9 protein-coding genes are annotated in these 16,396 nt (G+C 37.1%); 4 read left to right on the forward strand and 5 right to left on the reverse strand.

Going from position 1 to position 16,396, the window contains the following annotated elements; translation table 11 throughout:
• Nucleotides 1-8 precede the first annotated feature (8 nt).
• Nucleotides 9-2,252, forward strand: a complete 2,244-nt coding sequence (locus tag H514_RS0102160; protein ID WP_027445461.1) for an Ig-like domain-containing domain — start codon at nucleotides 9-11, stop codon at nucleotides 2,250-2,252.
• 96 nt (nucleotides 2,253-2,348) lie between these two features.
• Here the strand turns inward: H514_RS0102160 and H514_RS23845 are convergent, their stop codons facing one another.
• The 3 genes from H514_RS23845 to H514_RS0102180 form a co-directional block, all read right to left on the reverse strand.
• Nucleotides 2,349-4,916: an RCC1 domain-containing protein gene (locus tag H514_RS23845; protein WP_051254990.1), complete on the reverse strand. Its 2,568-nt coding sequence runs from the start codon at nucleotides 4,914-4,916 to the stop codon at nucleotides 2,349-2,351.
• A 12-nt stretch (nucleotides 4,917-4,928) separates the two neighbouring features.
• Complete coding sequence (locus tag H514_RS0102175) at nucleotides 4,929-7,343, reverse strand: leucine-rich repeat domain-containing protein (protein ID WP_027445462.1); 2,415 nt, start codon at nucleotides 7,341-7,343, stop codon at nucleotides 4,929-4,931.
• Between the two features lie 130 nt (nucleotides 7,344-7,473).
• A complete protein-coding gene (locus tag H514_RS0102180; RefSeq protein ID WP_027445463.1) occupies nucleotides 7,474-8,832 on the reverse strand; it encodes a S41 family peptidase in 1,359 nt (452 codons plus the stop codon).
• Between the two features lie 276 nt (nucleotides 8,833-9,108).
• On the opposite strand from H514_RS0102180, the gene H514_RS0102185 reads away from it, so the two are divergent.
• Entirely contained in the window at nucleotides 9,109-9,351 is a 243-nt protein-coding gene (locus H514_RS0102185) for a hypothetical protein (protein ID WP_027445464.1), read from the forward strand.
• Nucleotides 9,352-9,415: 64 nt separating this feature from the next.
• On the opposite strand, the gene H514_RS0102190 is transcribed toward H514_RS0102185, so the two are convergent.
• Complete coding sequence (locus H514_RS0102190; RefSeq protein WP_027445465.1) at nucleotides 9,416-10,324, reverse strand: accessory Sec system S-layer assembly protein; 909 nt, start codon at nucleotides 10,322-10,324, stop codon at nucleotides 9,416-9,418.
• Nucleotides 10,325-10,337: 13 nt separating this feature from the next.
• Entirely contained in the window at nucleotides 10,338-12,704 is a 2,367-nt protein-coding gene (secA2, locus tag H514_RS0102195) for an accessory Sec system translocase SecA2 (protein WP_027445466.1), read from the reverse strand.
• A 328-nt stretch (nucleotides 12,705-13,032) separates the two neighbouring features.
• Here secA2 and H514_RS23850 point away from each other — a divergent pair, with 328 nt between their 5' ends.
• Together H514_RS23850 and H514_RS0102205 are read left to right on the forward strand one after the other, a co-directional pair.
• Nucleotides 13,033-14,256 (forward strand): N-acetylmuramoyl-L-alanine amidase, encoded by a 1,224-nt coding sequence (locus H514_RS23850; protein WP_051254991.1) that lies wholly within the window; start codon nucleotides 13,033-13,035, stop codon nucleotides 14,254-14,256.
• A 665-nt stretch (nucleotides 14,257-14,921) separates the two neighbouring features.
• Nucleotides 14,922-15,971 (forward strand): glycosyltransferase family 4 protein, encoded by a 1,050-nt coding sequence (locus H514_RS0102205; protein WP_027445467.1) that lies wholly within the window; start codon nucleotides 14,922-14,924, stop codon nucleotides 15,969-15,971.
• Nucleotides 15,972-16,396 lie beyond the last annotated feature (425 nt).

Genomic DNA, 16,396 nt, shown 5'->3' on the forward strand with positions numbered 1-16,396 from the left:
GAAAAGAGATGAAGAATATGATGAGAAAGTCTATGACTCTTCTATCATTAGCTTTAGTGGTTTCCTTCATTACTAATATAGGAAATCCAGCTTTTGTATCTGCTGCAGCAACACTTGATGATGATATTACATCTATTGAATTTACAGACATTAACCAGAATTCAGCTACAATTGAGTTGGAAGCTAATACTACTAAAGAAGCGGATATGCTTTACTATCTTGTAACAGATAGCACAAAACCTATCAGTAACTATTTCGATGATGATTATGGGTTTTATTCAGGAAGTGGCAATGAACTAGAACAAATTGTTGTCGATCCTTATAAAGATCTGTACTCAAAATTTAGCACAGATGTTGATACAGACATTATAACTGGCAAGCAAGCGATTAACTCCGGTTCTACAATCACGCTAAACTTTAACAATAAGATTCAGCCTAATACGAATTATCAAGTCTATCTTGTAGCTGGCTATAATGAACCGGGTACAGCCCAACCTACAGTTAAAAATGGGGGGAACACTGAAGCTTTAATGCTAAGTTACAGTGGTTCTGATAATTTTACTGTTGTAGGTGAGGGTAGTAACACCTATGTAGCAGATAAGACAAATGATGACAAAATTCATATCTACAAAGATAGTATATCTTCTGCTAATGAATTACTTGTACTAGATATACCAGTAAATGAGTATAAACCAGGTGATCAATGGGTAATTGAGGATAACAGCAATAACAATAATGTTATCCCAAAACCACATGCACAATTTGTTGATACAACATCTGCAGCAAAAATTTCAAGCATGGTCAATGACGCAGATCTCACTCAAGGAGAAATCCGTTTCTCAACAGATTCATTTACACAAATTAAGGATGGTTTTGGATACGATAATACGAAAACTGGATTTTACGTAACTGGAACTCCTTCAAACATCCAGACTGAATGGAACTATACTCGTGGAGTACTTTCAGGAAACCTTGGGGATGTTACAATCCGATTTGAGAGTGATATTTCTTTAACAGACGGTGGGGAAGGTATTAAGGTACTAGATACATTAACGAATGAAAATTATCTAACTGGCACTCCAACTGTCTCTAATGGAAATGAGTTAATTATTGACTTCAAACCACTCAAGCCAAACCGTCAATATTTCGTTCATATTCCAGATGGTGCAGTTGCTACAGAAACAAATGAGTATGGCTTAGGTGAGTTCAACTCAGATGTATTCGATCGTTTAATTTTCTACACAGAGAAAAAGCCAAGTGTTGTAAGTGCTTATTTCAGCCCTGGTTCAGATCACTTTGATCCAGACTCTAGTCCATTCCGTATGAGCTCAAGTGATGAGATCTATCGAATTCCAGAATTAATTGGTGTTAACAAGATTGGTGTAGGTGTAAACCAGGCTTTAGTTATTCAGTTTGATGATAAAATTTCAAACTTAAATACTGGTAAAGTATCTGTTACAACGAATCCAGTTAACCCGGATCTTAATTATAGTGCAGAAATTAATGAAGATAATCCAACTGAACTACTTATTACATTTGATACATCACACCCAGACCGTTTGTTAGAGTACAACACGAAGTACACAGTAACGATTGAATCAGGAGCTTTAAAGGACCGTTACGGTGGTGGTGTTTACTCTGAGAACGACAAAATGATTTTCAAGTTTAAAACAGCAGATGGTTTCAACAATGCATTTATGCGTAAGACAGCACAGGAATTAAACAGCGGTATCTTACAAACTCCAAGTGAAAACATCGCGATTGATATACCGAAAGTTTATATTCAGCAGTTAGAAACAATTCACTACCGTGATGGTTTGATCTCAGATGAGCGTACTGCTCCTAACCTTACGAATATTAAAATTGATGCTGAAGAAGACGTTGATAAGATTAGTGTTGTTACGGACCGTGGGGTACGTCCTAACCTTACAAGAGGGGCAGGGGGACAGTTCTCCACTACATTTGCAGGTTTAAATGCAGATGTAACTGACATTGAAGTTACAGCTTATGATGCTTACGGAAAGGTTCTTGAGCGTCGTTCATTCCGTCTTCAAGGCGCACCAGGATCTGAGTTTAAAAATGACTATGTTCCAGAGATCACGGATAATTTCGGTAAGATCGTTTCACTGTATGAACTTATGAAGGATCCGGAAATCATGGAAGATGTACTCGAACAGATTCCTGTTAGTGAACTTGATCGAATTGGGGTATTCCAGCCTTACTTTGAACCATATGATCTAATTACAGATTAAAGAAAACATTAAGGATGAGTTCTCTTTTCAAAGAGAGCTCATCCTTTTTAATACATAAAAAGGGCTGACGATTAATAAACCGTCAGCCCAGTAGATTTAATATGTTTCAAATACCATCTTCGTTCCATTCTTTAATGGAGTTCCACTTTTCGATTTAATGGCATCTGTGATATATAGATAAAATATTGTATCTCCTCGAAGTTTCTCAATTGGTTTGATTGAAACGGTTTTACCATCATTATACAATGAGATATCTAGTTCAACTTCTTTTGAATAGATATCTTCTATATATACCGTATTTTCATTAACTGATTTTGGATCAAGTGCTGTATTAAATTGGATATCCCAAGTTTTTGTTCTAGATACATTATTTCGTTCTTTTTCTAGTAACCAGCCATCTCCATTTGGCCCAACTTGAACTTCAATCTCTTGCTTATAGCTTCTATCTGCTGTTCTTCCTACAATCGTTACAGTACCAGAAGATAATGCTTTTACATTCCCTTTAGAGTCAACGGTTGCAATATCTTCATCTTTGGATCTCCAATACACTTTTTTATTGGACGCATCACTAGGGAAGAATTCTGTTTCGATTTGTTTAGTATCTCTTGCTTTTAGTGACATGGAAGAAGGAATTTGAAAGCCTGATAACTTTTTATATTCCCCAGCTTCTACACGGACTCTGATCTCTCCACGTTTGCGTTTATCCTGGGTTGTAACGCTTATTGTCGCTCGGCCATTGTTTTTAGCTGTGATTTCACCTAATTGATTGACTTCTACCACATTTTCATTACTACTAGACCATTTATACACGTGTTGATTCGTAGCATTCATTGGATAAATGTAATAGTCTAGTTGATATTCTTGTCCTTCAATCATATCAAGTCCATCATCATCACCACGAATATGAATTTCATCAACGGGTATTGTGACATAGACTGTTATTTCATCCGTCCATCCACCATCGATAGAGGTAGCTTTTATTGTTGTTTTTCCTTCAGATTCAGCGGTAACAACGCCACGTGGATCGACACTCACGATACCTTCATCTTTAGATTCCCATATGATTCGTTTATCTGTCGCATTGAACGGATAAACCTGAGCATTAAGCTTGAAAGAATCGTCTTCCAAACCATCGTCAGTTAGTACTCTCTCAAGTGTTAGAACATTTTTAGTTATATCTATTCCTGTAACAGGAACCTTAATTGATACTTCAGCATGATCCGTATATCCACCACTTTTAGTCGTTACAGTGATGGTTGCTTCATTCTCTGTACTCGAATCAGCTACTGCTGTGATTTCGCCATTTTCATTAACGGTTACGACATCCTCGTTACTTGATGACCACACCACATCTTTAGAAATGGCATCAGAAGGGAAGACGGTAGCTTTTAATTGTGTGCTTTCATCTGGTTTTAATTCCACTGTGTGTTGATTTAACTTTACTCCTGTAACAAACGCAATGTTTACAGAAGTTGGTTTGTGGCGATTGGTATTTGTACCACTACCTAATTGACCATTTTGGTTTCGTCCCCAAGTATAAATGGTTCCATCTTCTGTCTTAGCAATGGAATATTGATCGCCTGCTGCAACTTCTGCAACATTTTCTAGTTCATAAAGTGGTTCTGGATTAGATACGATTTCTGTTCGTTGAGATATACCAACTTCACCAAAACTATTATTTCCCCATGCCCAAACTTGTCCACTGCTATCGATTGCTAGATTATGAGCATCTCCTGCAGCAATCGTTTCTATATTAGACAATCCAGGAACAAGGTAAGGCTTTGCATAATCTCGATCATCTTGGTTACGCTGGTTAAAATCATTCACGCCCCATGACCACACATTCCCATTTTCGTCTAAAGCTAAGGAATGAAAACTTCCCGTTGCTATAGATTTAATAGGAGGGAGGCCTTCAACTTCAGAGGGGTTCTTTGTGCTTTCTAAACCAGAAGACATTTGGCCGCCCCAGTTTTCTCCCCAGGTCCATACGGTTCCATCTTCATCAAGAGCAAGATTATGACTTCTATAGCTGTTGATCTCTACTATATTTTCAAGTCCTAGCACTTGTTCTGCAACTCGTTTGGTTCCTGTTGGAATGTACTGATGCTGCCCTAACTGATCAAACTCGTTGGATCCCCAACTCCAAACTGTACCATCAGCTTTTAAGGCAACTGAATGCTGATCCCCGGCTTGAATAGCAATGACATTTTTTAAGGTTTGTTCAGTGTATTGGGAGTCTGAACTACTTTGCTGATATTCTTTAACCTCTTGTGGAGTTGAATAAGAAAGTTCATGTTCATTATTACCAATTTGCCCCATGTTGTTAGCACCCCAAGCTAGGACTCTACCAGATTTGGTAATTGCTAAAGAATGTTGTTTACCAGCAGCTAAAGAGACAATATCTTCTTCGTCATGTTCAAAATCTGTAATCTCGATTGGTCTTAATTCATATGAGTTTTTCTCGTTACCAAGCTGAGTGAATTCATTCCAACCCCAAGCTAATATCCGTGGATCACCATCTGAATCATCTGTTAGGGCAAGCGTGTGTCCATTATTTATTGATATGGTTTGCTGGTTGTTATCTGCAGCTTGAACACTTACGAACTGTATCGCACTAACCATGAGTAATCCGATTAGTACTAACAGAGAAAATCTTTTATTCATCCTCAATCACCTCTATTCGTAATAAATCTTAGCCTTATTAATATCCTGTTCCGTGTAACCTTTAGGAACATCTGTAGCTCGGTAATAACCATTACCATCATCGTAAAACCGTATCTTTTCGTCACCAAGTCGGATAAAGATGCTTTGAGTGCTGGATAGATTTAGTCGGTCTTTCTCGATTATGATTTCAGAGGAACGATCAACATAATCGAGGACAACCCCACCAACATTTTCAATAGTTAATTCTGCATCATCTTGTTGATTAGGGACCACTGAAAACGTCATTTTAACTGGACGCTTTAGATTGGATTCTTTATGATAAAACGATATATCACGCTGAATATATAGTTGATAGGTTTCTCCGTTTTCGTAGCCTCCTGCAGGTGCTTTTACTTTAAGGTTATCTCCAACACTAGTTACTCGAACTGGAATATTCTCTCCTTCATCATTCATCACTTGTACTTTTCCTGAATAGTGTTTCGGTTCAGCATTAAATCGAATCGTCCAGGTTTTATCTTTTGCTACATTTCTTTTGTGACCAAAATCAAATATTTGCTGTTCAGCTTGGGGTGAAATAAGAACCTGATTTCCGGCTTCACGCAGCGAATCCACTGTTTGTTTTGTGTTGGATTCTCTTGTGATCAAAGCATTATATCTTAGGTCAATAATTCGATCACTTACTGAATTATAAGGGTCTGTTAAGTGATCCATTTTCATTAATGAATCAATCGAAGCTATTTGATTATGAGTAGCATATAGACGATCTAGCCTATTTAATCCTTCAATAGGGGAGAGGTCAGTGATGCTGTTATGAGAGATATCTAAGTTGCTTAATTCATCAAAATATCGAATAAAACTAAGGTCTTCAATTTCATTTCCTTGAACATATAAGTCTTTTAAATGGTAAAGATTTTTTATGTCTTCTAGAGATCCCAAACCATTACGATTTACATGAAGGGAGTTTAAGCGTGAATGACCATCAATTGGCTCTAATGATTCAATGCGGTTATCATCTAGCCAAAGGTCCTCTAAAGTATTTAGGTCTTCTAATGGTGAAATATCTTTTATTTGGTTGTTGCTTAACTGAAGTTCCTGTAAATCCTTTAATCTTGCTAATGTGTAGATATCTAATATCCCATTATTACTTAAGTTTAAGTGGGTAAGCTTTGTTAAGTCTTGCAAGAATGCTAAGCTCGTAATCTCATTATTGGATAACCCCAGAACTTTTAGGTTTGTTAAATCTTTCAGCCCCCATAAGTAATCAATTCTATTATTGTTTAAATACAGTTCTTCCAATTGTGTTAGATCCTGTAACGGGTTGATATTTGATATATCGTTATGAGATAGGAACAGTTTTTCAATATTGGTAAAGTACTTGATTGGTTCAATATTTCGAATACCATAGTGCTGTAAGTCTAACGTTCGAATTTGCTCTACATCATTTTTATAGATCGGTGCATCAGATTTGTTTAATTTATCCCTGATAGCTTCTTCAAAATTAACGTCTTCAAATTTGATGACTGAACTTTTTTGATTGTCTTTTTGCGGTGAATAGCGAACATCAGCATTGTTGTCCTCAAGGTTTTCTAAAAAGTTCATCGTACGACTTCCTGGATTTAATTCAATGCGGTTCTCTTGTAAATAAAGTTCTAACAAATTCCTTAATTCAAAAAGAGGTGAGAGATCTTCAATGTCATTTTGTTGTAGCCATAAAGATTGTAATTCATCTAAGTCTTCTAGTGCTGATATATCTTTGATTACATTTGCTTGTAAATGCAGACTTGTTAACTCGTCTAATGAGCGTAAAGGTTCAATAGACGTAATCATATTGTGATCGATCCACAAGCTTTTTAATGATGATAAGGATTTAATATGTTCTAAAGAAGAAATCAAATTATCATTAATATATAAGTTTTCTAGGTTTTTAAGCTCGTTTAAAGGTTCAAGGTCCTCAATTTCATTACTATTTAAGCGTAGAGTAGTGAGTTTACTTAAATTTGAAAGAGAAGAGATATCGCTTATTTGGTTTGCTGATAAGGATAACGTGTTTAGGTTTGATAAATACCTAAGAGGAAACACTTGATTGATGTTGTTATTATGTAGATACAACGATTGAAGACCTTCTAATTGGGCAAGAGAAGAAAGGTCTGAAATCGTATTATGAGACAAGTCTAACTCTTGCAAGTTTTTCATTTGTTCAATCCCATCAAGGTCCGATATCTTATAATTTGATGCATCAAGTTTTGTTATATCATTTAATTGTTGTTGAGTAAGGTCTTCCTGATCTATATGTAATTGATCCAAAACAGCTTTCTTAAGTCCCTCATCTGAAAATAACTCCTCAGCTTGAATGCTTGGAGAGCAGACTAAAAGAAAGGCAATAAAACTCGTGATAAAAAGTAGACGATAGTTATGTAGTTGCTTCACGAAAGTTCACCTCATTAAAATATCTAAATTATGCACATCTCTCTCTTATATCGGCAAAATAAGGGAGAAACATAAATGAAGTTTGGTATAAAAAAATCCCTCTCTGCTATTGCAGAAAGGGAAGTAGTTATTATTCAACGTCAACGGGTTGCATGACGCCTTGATTTGATGTTTTGCCGTCATTGTTTTCCCATCCAGGATGAATCATGATCATATAATCTTTATCAGAAGATAAGTCATCTTTAGGATCTAATAACAAAGTGTCTTCATCTTCTGAAGTAAGGCTGAATTCGACTTTTTTACCGCCAAGCTCAATTAATTCAACAGACGACTTCACTGATTGAGCTTTGACAGGACTGCTTAATTGAATTTCGAAAGTTTTGGAAGGAGAGACTCGATCTTCTTCAAACGTTTTATAATCATTAGACTCTACTAATGCAACTCTATGAGCATCTGCCAAAGGTTGTTCTGAGTTGATATCAGGTTTGATCCCAACATCTTGAATTTTATTATGATCAGGTGTGAAAAAGCGTGCTGTAGATAATTTAACAGCCCCGCCATCTGGTAGAGTTAACAATTCTTGTAGCAATCCTTTACCGAATGTTGTTGTACCATATAGAGTAGCAGCATCGTTATCTTGCAAGGCACCTGCAACGATTTCGGAGGCACTTGCACTATTCTCGTTAACTAATAGTGAAACGGGTTTATCAAACGCATAATCCTGCTGAATCGAATTAAAGGTGAGTTCACTGTTTCGATATTCAGCAATTATAGCATTTGACACGCTTGGGAAGAAGCCAAGAACTTGTTGAGAGGCAGTCAAATAACCACCAGGGTTGTTTCGTACATCGATAATCCATTGCTCAACTCCCTCTAAGTCTGATGCTACATCGTTCAATTCAGATGCTGTTTTTTGACTGAAGGTATATAATTGAACATATCCAATATTCCCTCCTAAACGCTCACCTTCTACGGAAGGAAGTTGGATTTGTTTTCTTTGAACAGTAACATCATTTAATTCCGCATCTTGTAAAACCGTTAAGTCAACAGAAGTACCTTCTTCACCTTTAATATAGGTTACAGCTTCTTCGATTGACTTTTCTTTTAAGGAGGTACCGTCTGCCGATAGAATAATATCGCCTGAGTGAAGACCAGCCTGTTTAGCGGGACTATCTTCAAACACACGGTTAAGTAGAATTCCTTCTTCAACCTTTTCAATACCTACTCCAATTCCTACGAATTTTTGATTGATGCTGTCCTTGAAGGTTTGATATTCATCTTTAGTGAAATAGGTAGAGTATGGGTCAAGTTGGTCAAATATGGTGTCTAAATCCTGTTCTAATAAGGAAGGATCGACTTCATCTACGTAGTAATCCTCTATGTATGACTTTACAGTGTCCTCATTAGCAGCCTGAATGGTTGGAGTAGACAAAGTAACGATTAATGTCGCTGGTATAAATAGGGTGGATATCAATTTCTTTCCGATCATGTAATAAAACTCCCTTTGAAGTAGCATTTCTATCAGTATATCATGACAATAGAGTACGATTTAAGGATTGTTTTCAAAAAATTGTTAAGAAAAGATTCATATGGTGATGATTTCACAACATAGAGGAATAGCCTTTTTAATGAAAGTTTTGATATGATAAGTTATAAAATTAGTAAATTAATGAAGGAATAGAATAAACTTTTCCGATTTAAATTGGAGAAGACCCTTTACAAGCAACGTTTTTGAGCCTTAAGATATTATAGGGAGGTTGGTGTCATGAAAAAGAAAAAGGTAAGTGTTTCTGTAGAAGAGGACTTATTTAATAAAATAGAGCAAAAGACAGAAGAACTTGGTATTAGTAAAAGTGCTTTTATCTCCTTTTCGACAAGCTTCTTTCTTCATCAATTAGAACATACTGAACTTGCAGCTGGAGATCGCGATGTGAATGTCTATGAATTGATTAAAAGTAACATCGAAGCTCAGCAAGAAGCAAAAGAAATGAGTAAAAACTCCAAATAATTCACATAAACATTTTACTAGACATAAAAAGTGCCATTCCTAACGGAATGGCACTTTTTTAATATTACTGTTTTGGATAAGCCTTCCAATTGCTAAGATCAATTTCTTCTTTATCAATCATAGCGCGAGGGAAGATGAAGGTCCAAGGTTTACTTGTGTTTGCTTTCACCTCAAAATCTTCTAACTGGAATCCACCTTTTGCAATGACTTCACCTGAAGCATCTTCAACATGTAAAGGTAATTGTTGGAGATTAATGCTTTTCTCGCTACCATTTCGAATTAACATAGTTACATGAAGATCTCCGTTATCATTTTGAACGGCTTTTAACCCTAAGAAGTTCACTTCACCAGATTTCGGTGGTTCTAATGATTCAGTGAATTTCTGTAAGGATTCTATTTCCTCATTTGCCATTGATTTCTGCCAGCTATCAGCCAGGTCAAGTGAGTGCTTTTGAGCGGGCTTCTTTAATTCAAAGGCTAGCTTCCACCCTTCAGCCGGAATGTCTTCAAGTGGAACAAATAGATCATTCTCTCCAAATATAAAGATAAATGGACGACTAGAGCGAGCAGGAAGCTCACCAAGCTTGGAAAGATCAAACTCTTTACGTCCTAGCTTAGTGCCGTTTTCATCAATAAGTAAAACGGTCGTGTTGTTGAAATTGATCTTTTTGCTTAGTGAGTTTCGAACAAAAGCTCCAACAGCTGCTTGGTTTTCAAGTTTATTAAGTTCAAATCCTCCTAGAGAAATCTGGTTAGGTTTTAAAGGAGGATGTTCATTATTCATAAATCGATAAACATACATTTGTTCTTCATCAAGTTTCCATGAAGGATGAAGGGATAATTCTGTTTCAACCTCTTCATTTGAAGATTCTTCTTGTACTTCATCTAATAATTCATCTGCACTTACTGTAGAATCATTTGTGCGAATTTCTTGTTTTTGTTCTTGTTTTTTTCGCTTAAAAGGGTTAAACATATGCTAGATCCTCCTACTTCTTTTTATTCCGAATGGCTTGTACGAAGCGAGCTAGTTGTAATACCATCTCTCTTTTCATTTCATGCATGGTATGTTCAAACACATCTAGTCCTTCATTTTGATAGAGGCGTAGCGGATCTTCTTGTTGATATTGTCGCATGCCAATACCTTCTCGTAGCCTATTCATCATTTCGAGGTGACGAATGTACTGACGATCAATGGTAGTAATGGCAACTTGCTTTAATCGGGATTGCAGCATTACATTTTTACCAAGTTTCTCAACTTGCTCCGTGTACCCATCAATAACTTTCTGTACATAATCTTGTACTTCTGTAATATCTTCAAACTTCTTCTCAGCAAGCTTTGTCTCAACTATCGGTGCTGCTCTATTAATTTCAGTTTCTAACCGTTCAAGGTTCCATTTTTCAGGAACAATTGTTTCAGGGCATTCTCTTTCGATTAGATTATGAATGTAATCGGAAAGATAAGGAATAACAAGCTCAAGAGCCTGGTTAGTTTCTAGGAATTGATTACGCAAGTTATAGATGACCTCACGTTGATCGTTAATAACATCATCTAATTTCAGGTTAAATTCACGGATGTTAAAGTTACTACCTTCAGAAATTCTCTGCACTGTATCGATGAACTTATGGATGTCTTTATTCGTAACAAGACCATCCTCATCTGTTTTGATATTCTTCATTTTTCGTTCTGTTTCTTCTTCAGCGAAACGATGGAGCATTTCATCTTCCATAGAGATGACAAATTGTGTAGAACCTGGGTCACCTTGACGACCGGAACGTCCTTTTAACTGATTGTCGATACGACGTGATTCATGTCGCTCAGTACCAAGAACATGAAGCCCGCCAAGTTCAGCTACACCTTCACCAAGCATAATGTCAGTTCCGCGACCTGCCATATTTGTAGCAATTGTAATTTGTCCTTTTTGACCGGCAAGAGAAATCAAGCGTACTTCCTGTTCAATACTTTTCGCATTTAACAGCTCATAAGGAATACCAGCTTCATCTAAGTAGTTGGCAATCGTTTCTGATTGAAGAATGGAAGTGGTACCAATTAAGATTGGTTGCCCTTTAGAGTGGCGTTCCTTAACTTCTTCTACCATAGACCTGTATTTTTGATCTTTTGTTAGATAAATACGGTCAGTTAGGTCTTCTCGGATAACAGGTTTGTTTGTTGGAATTTGAATAACTTCCATATTGTATGTGTGTTGAAATTCTTTTTCTTCAGTTTTAGCTGTCCCTGTCATTCCAGATAGGATCGGGTACTGTCTAAAGTAGTTCTGAATGGTGATATTTGCTTGTGTTTTATTTTCTTCTGTTATTTCTAAGCCTTCTTTAGCTTCAATTGCCTGGTGAAGACCATCAGATAGTGTACGACCTTCCATCATACGACCAGTAAACATATCAATCAACTTCACTTCACCCTGGTCGACAATATAATCCACATCACGCTCGAACATTACACGTGCGCGTACTGCTTGGATCATATAATGGTATAGGGTTTGGTGTTCTAAATCGAATAAATTATCAATTCCAAAAGCACGCTCTACTTTTGTAATACCAGGTTCATTTAAATTAGTAGATCGAGTTGTTTGATCATAAGTATAATCTTCTTCAGCTTTAAATGATTTAGCTAATTTCGAACAAACGCGATGCAGCTGTGCACTCGCCATTTGTTTTCCAGCTATAATTAAAGGGGTTTTTGCCTCATCGATTAATACACTATCAATTTCATCTATAATGGCATAATGGTATGGGCGCTGGACACGTTGGTTTGGCTGCTGTGCCATATTATCTCTTAAATAGTCAAAACCAAACTCTGTACCAAGACCATATGTGATATCAGCTTCATAGGCTTTCTTCTTTTCTGCAGGGGAAATCTGCGGGACATTTAATCCTACAGTTAAACCTAAGAATTCATGAATAGGTCCAATATGTTCAAAGTCACGACGAGCTAAGTATTCATTAACTGTAATTACGTGAACACCTTTACCTTCAAGAGCACGTAAGTAACTTGGAAGGGAAGCTACAAGCGTTTTACCTTCACCTGTGGCCATTTCAGATATATTTCCGTCAAATAACGCAAGTCCACCTATTAACTGGACATCGAAATGACGCATACCCAAGATACGTTTTGAAGCTTCACGAACAACTGCAAAGGCTTCTTCACGAATTGATTCAATAGATTGACCTTCTGCTAATCTATGTTTAAATTCTTCCGTTTTATTTTGTAATTCTTCATTTGTAAGCTTTTCAAAGCCAGGTTCTAGTTCATTGATGTATTCTACTGCTTTTTTATAGGGTTTAAGCTGCTTTTCAACTTTACGATCCCCATATTTTTGCTTTACGGTTTCAAGCATATTATACGCTCCTCAATTATATGATTACCGTTTATTAGTATATCACGAAATACTAGTCAATTCACCACTACACCTAGCAATTGGTAGATTTAGGCTGTGGGATTTTTCTGACTTGTGACATTTTTCTCTGTAATATTATGATAATATTCGAGTGATATTGTAATAGAATTGTAATAAAAGAATGCATGTTCCCCAAAAAAGATAGAATAATGTCGGATAAGCATTCCTTTTTTCCCAATTTTATCAAAAGCTATAGAATTTTTCCGTCATATCGTGCTATCCTTATGCATATGAGAAATGAGACAACCTATGTATTGGAGGAGCATGAATGACAGCTAGATTATTCGTAGGATCGCTTCTTAGTTTTTTGGTTTTGGTTTTTGCCCCCATGATGGCCCATGCTGAAACAAATTGGGTCGAGTTTCCGGACAAGTCAAATGTAGCTATCGACAAAGAATGGACTATCACTTTCAATACACCAATATCTCCAGACGCAGTAAACAATCAAAATATTTACCTTAAAAGTGTAAGCGGGAAGTTAAACCCAGAGCTTACATTAAGTAATGACGGTAAAAGAATCACAGTACAACCACCAGATGATGGCTATAAGCCTGGCGGGTATTATGCATTGTATGTAACACAAGAGGTTACATCACAGTTGGGTAAGAAGATGGAAAAAGGGTACAAGCAAATGTTCCAAATCGACCCTAATGCAGAAGTACCGGGAGGCGGTTCAGGTTCAGAACCAGGTGAAGAAGATACAACCGAAGAGCCTGAAGAAAAAACGGTATTGTCTACTGGAACTGTTACAGCTGACATTTTGAATGTAAGAGAAAAACCAACAGCAAGCAGTGACAAGGTAGGAGCATTAAGCCGTGGAGACAGTGTCAAAATTTACGATTTTGAAGATTATTGGGCAGAAATTGAGTACAATGGTAAGACAGCTTATGTCCACAAAACGTACATGAAATTACGAAAAGAAGGTGGCACAGCTGTAGAAGGTCAACGAATTGTAGTAGACGCAGGGCATGGTGATCATGACCCAGGAGCTCAATACGGAGGAGCAATTGAAAAAGAAATTAATTTAGATGTTGCTCAGCGAGTTGCAGAGCGGTTGAAGAAACTAGGAGCCACCCCGATATTAACTCGTGACAATGATCGTTTTCTCACATTAGATGGGCGAGTTAAATATGCAAAAGATGTAAATGCAGACCTATTCATTAGTATTCATGCGAATGCAGCTTACAAAGGTGCTAAAGGAGCAGAAGTGTTCTATTCTGCAGAAAAGCTAAGTAATGTTGAGGAAAGCAGAGTTTTAGCAACGAAGATCCAAAATCACTTAGTAGATGATGTTGGTATGTACGATCGCGGCGTTAAAAGTGAACGTTTCTATGTGATTCATCATAATACGTTACCAAGTGTCTTGGTGGAACTTGGTTTCGTTACAAATGATGGAGATCGTGCCAAGCTTCAGTCCAATTACTACCGCGACCTGTTCTCCAAAGCAATTACGGATGGCATCGTTGATTACTTTGAAGAACCAGTGAAATAACTTATGAATTTTCCAGGCATCCTATGATGGGTGCCTTTTTTATTACATCCAGCTCCAGCGCCCAGCAACTAGTATGCTTCCATCACCTCCGAAAGATAAGTCAACATCGAATCGCTTTGCTCTTCGTGTTTCCTTTATCTTACTGCGGCTCAGTCCAGCATATACGTTGCTAAACGGGCGCTTGCGCTTTTGTAATTTACATACCCGCAACGGACATAAACGAAACATACATAAACGAAAAATATAAAAATTTTATTTAAACATGCAACTTCATTCCATATTTCTTCGTCTAACTCACCGATGGACTTTTTTGCACTTTAAGAAAGTTTAACTTATTGTAAAGGTTCAAAGTATAAGAAAAGACATCGGTTTCACCATTTTGGCGATAACCGTGTTTTTCTAATATTTAAGCTAAAAAAGGGTCCAAAGGTCTATGGGATCTTTGTTTAACTGCTCAAAAATTAGGTTAAATATTAATACAAATCGCATGTTCTAGACGAGACAACATTATGGTATAATCTCTTGGGAGCTAAAAACCTTGTCTGAAATTTAGCTTTTAACCATAGTGTTACCTTGTTTTAAAAAGGTATTCAACGGAAAATGGAAAGTAATAACTGCTTCAATACATTCAAGAGTGGACATACTAAGAACCGAGGAGGGTCTTCATGGAATTCAAGGCCTTAATATTTTGCTTTATTGCTTCAATCCTCATCACACCATTAGTTAAGAAGCTGGCTGTGAAAATTGGAGCTACCGATCAACCCAATCATCGAAAAGTTCACAAGAAACTTATGCCCCGTTTAGGTGGCTTAGCTATATTTTTAAGCTTCATCATAGGCATTCTTCTTTTCTTCCCGGATAGTGGATATACATGGCCGGTGGTCATTGGAAGTACAATCATTATTATTACGGGAATTTTAGATGATATGCGTGAATTATCACCAAAACTGAAAATTGCTGGTCAATTAGCTGCTGCAACAGTCGTTGTGGTAGGTGGCGTGCAAGTTGAGTTCATTAACTTACCTTTTATGGATGATAAGTTAGAATTTGGCTATTTAAGTATCCCGATTACGATTGTCTGGATTATTGCTATAACCAATGCCATTAACTTAATTGATGGACTGGATGGTTTAGCTGCCGGTGTATCAGCAATTGCATTATTAACGATTGCCGGAATGGCGATTACAATGGGTAACTCATTCGTTGTTATTGTTGGATTTATTACATTAGGAAGTACGTTAGGGTTCCTATTGTTTAACTTTTACCCAGCAAAAATCTTTATGGGTGATACAGGAGCACTCTTTTTAGGATTTATGATTGGTGTTCTATCCTTATTAGGATTTAAGAACGTTACTTTCTTCTCGTTCATTATTCCAATCATTATTTTGGGAGTGCCGATTTCCGACACGATATTTGCGATCGTTAGACGTTTTGTCCAACAAAAGCCTTTATCGTCTCCGGATAAGTCACACTTACACCATTGTTTATTGCGTTTAGGATATAGTCATCCGGAAACGGTTCTAATGATTTATGCAATGGCTGCATTGTTTAGTTTAGCAGCTGTAATCTTTTCACAAGCCACGATGTTTGGCTCCGTGTTTGTATTATTCATTTTACTTTTACTGGTAGAATTAGTGGTGGAGGTTACTGGTTTAGTGAGCCAGGATTACCGACCAATTCTAAACTTAGTAAAAGATTACCGCACAAAACGATAAATTCATTTTTAGCACTGGATAATTTATATCCAGTGCTTTTTTATTGTATGGAATTATTATTTTAACCAATATTTATGTCCCTATTCAATTAAAGCCCCCTTATCTGGAAGACTTGATTTCGAGATAAAGTGTGGTGGAGGTCCGTTGCTTTTGTGCAGATCGGCGGGCTGGGGAACGGGGGGCGTTCCCCGGAAGACCGATCGAGCTTCCTCGTCACTACGTTCCTGCGGGATCTCGCTCGCCCTTTCTACCGGAGGAGTCAACCCGTTCCACAGCCCACCTTTGCCGAATGGTGACTAACGGAACCGCCGTAGTTCAGGGAGAGGATGTTCTAATTCCAGGTATAAGCCTATCATGACAAGGGTTTGAGCAACTTTTCTGAATATGATTTCCAATCAATATGAGATGGGAAAGCTAAATTATGG

Source organism: Pontibacillus marinus BH030004 = DSM 16465, assembly GCF_000425225.1.
Taxonomy (GTDB): domain Bacteria; phylum Bacillota; class Bacilli; order Bacillales; family BH030062; genus Pontibacillus; species Pontibacillus marinus.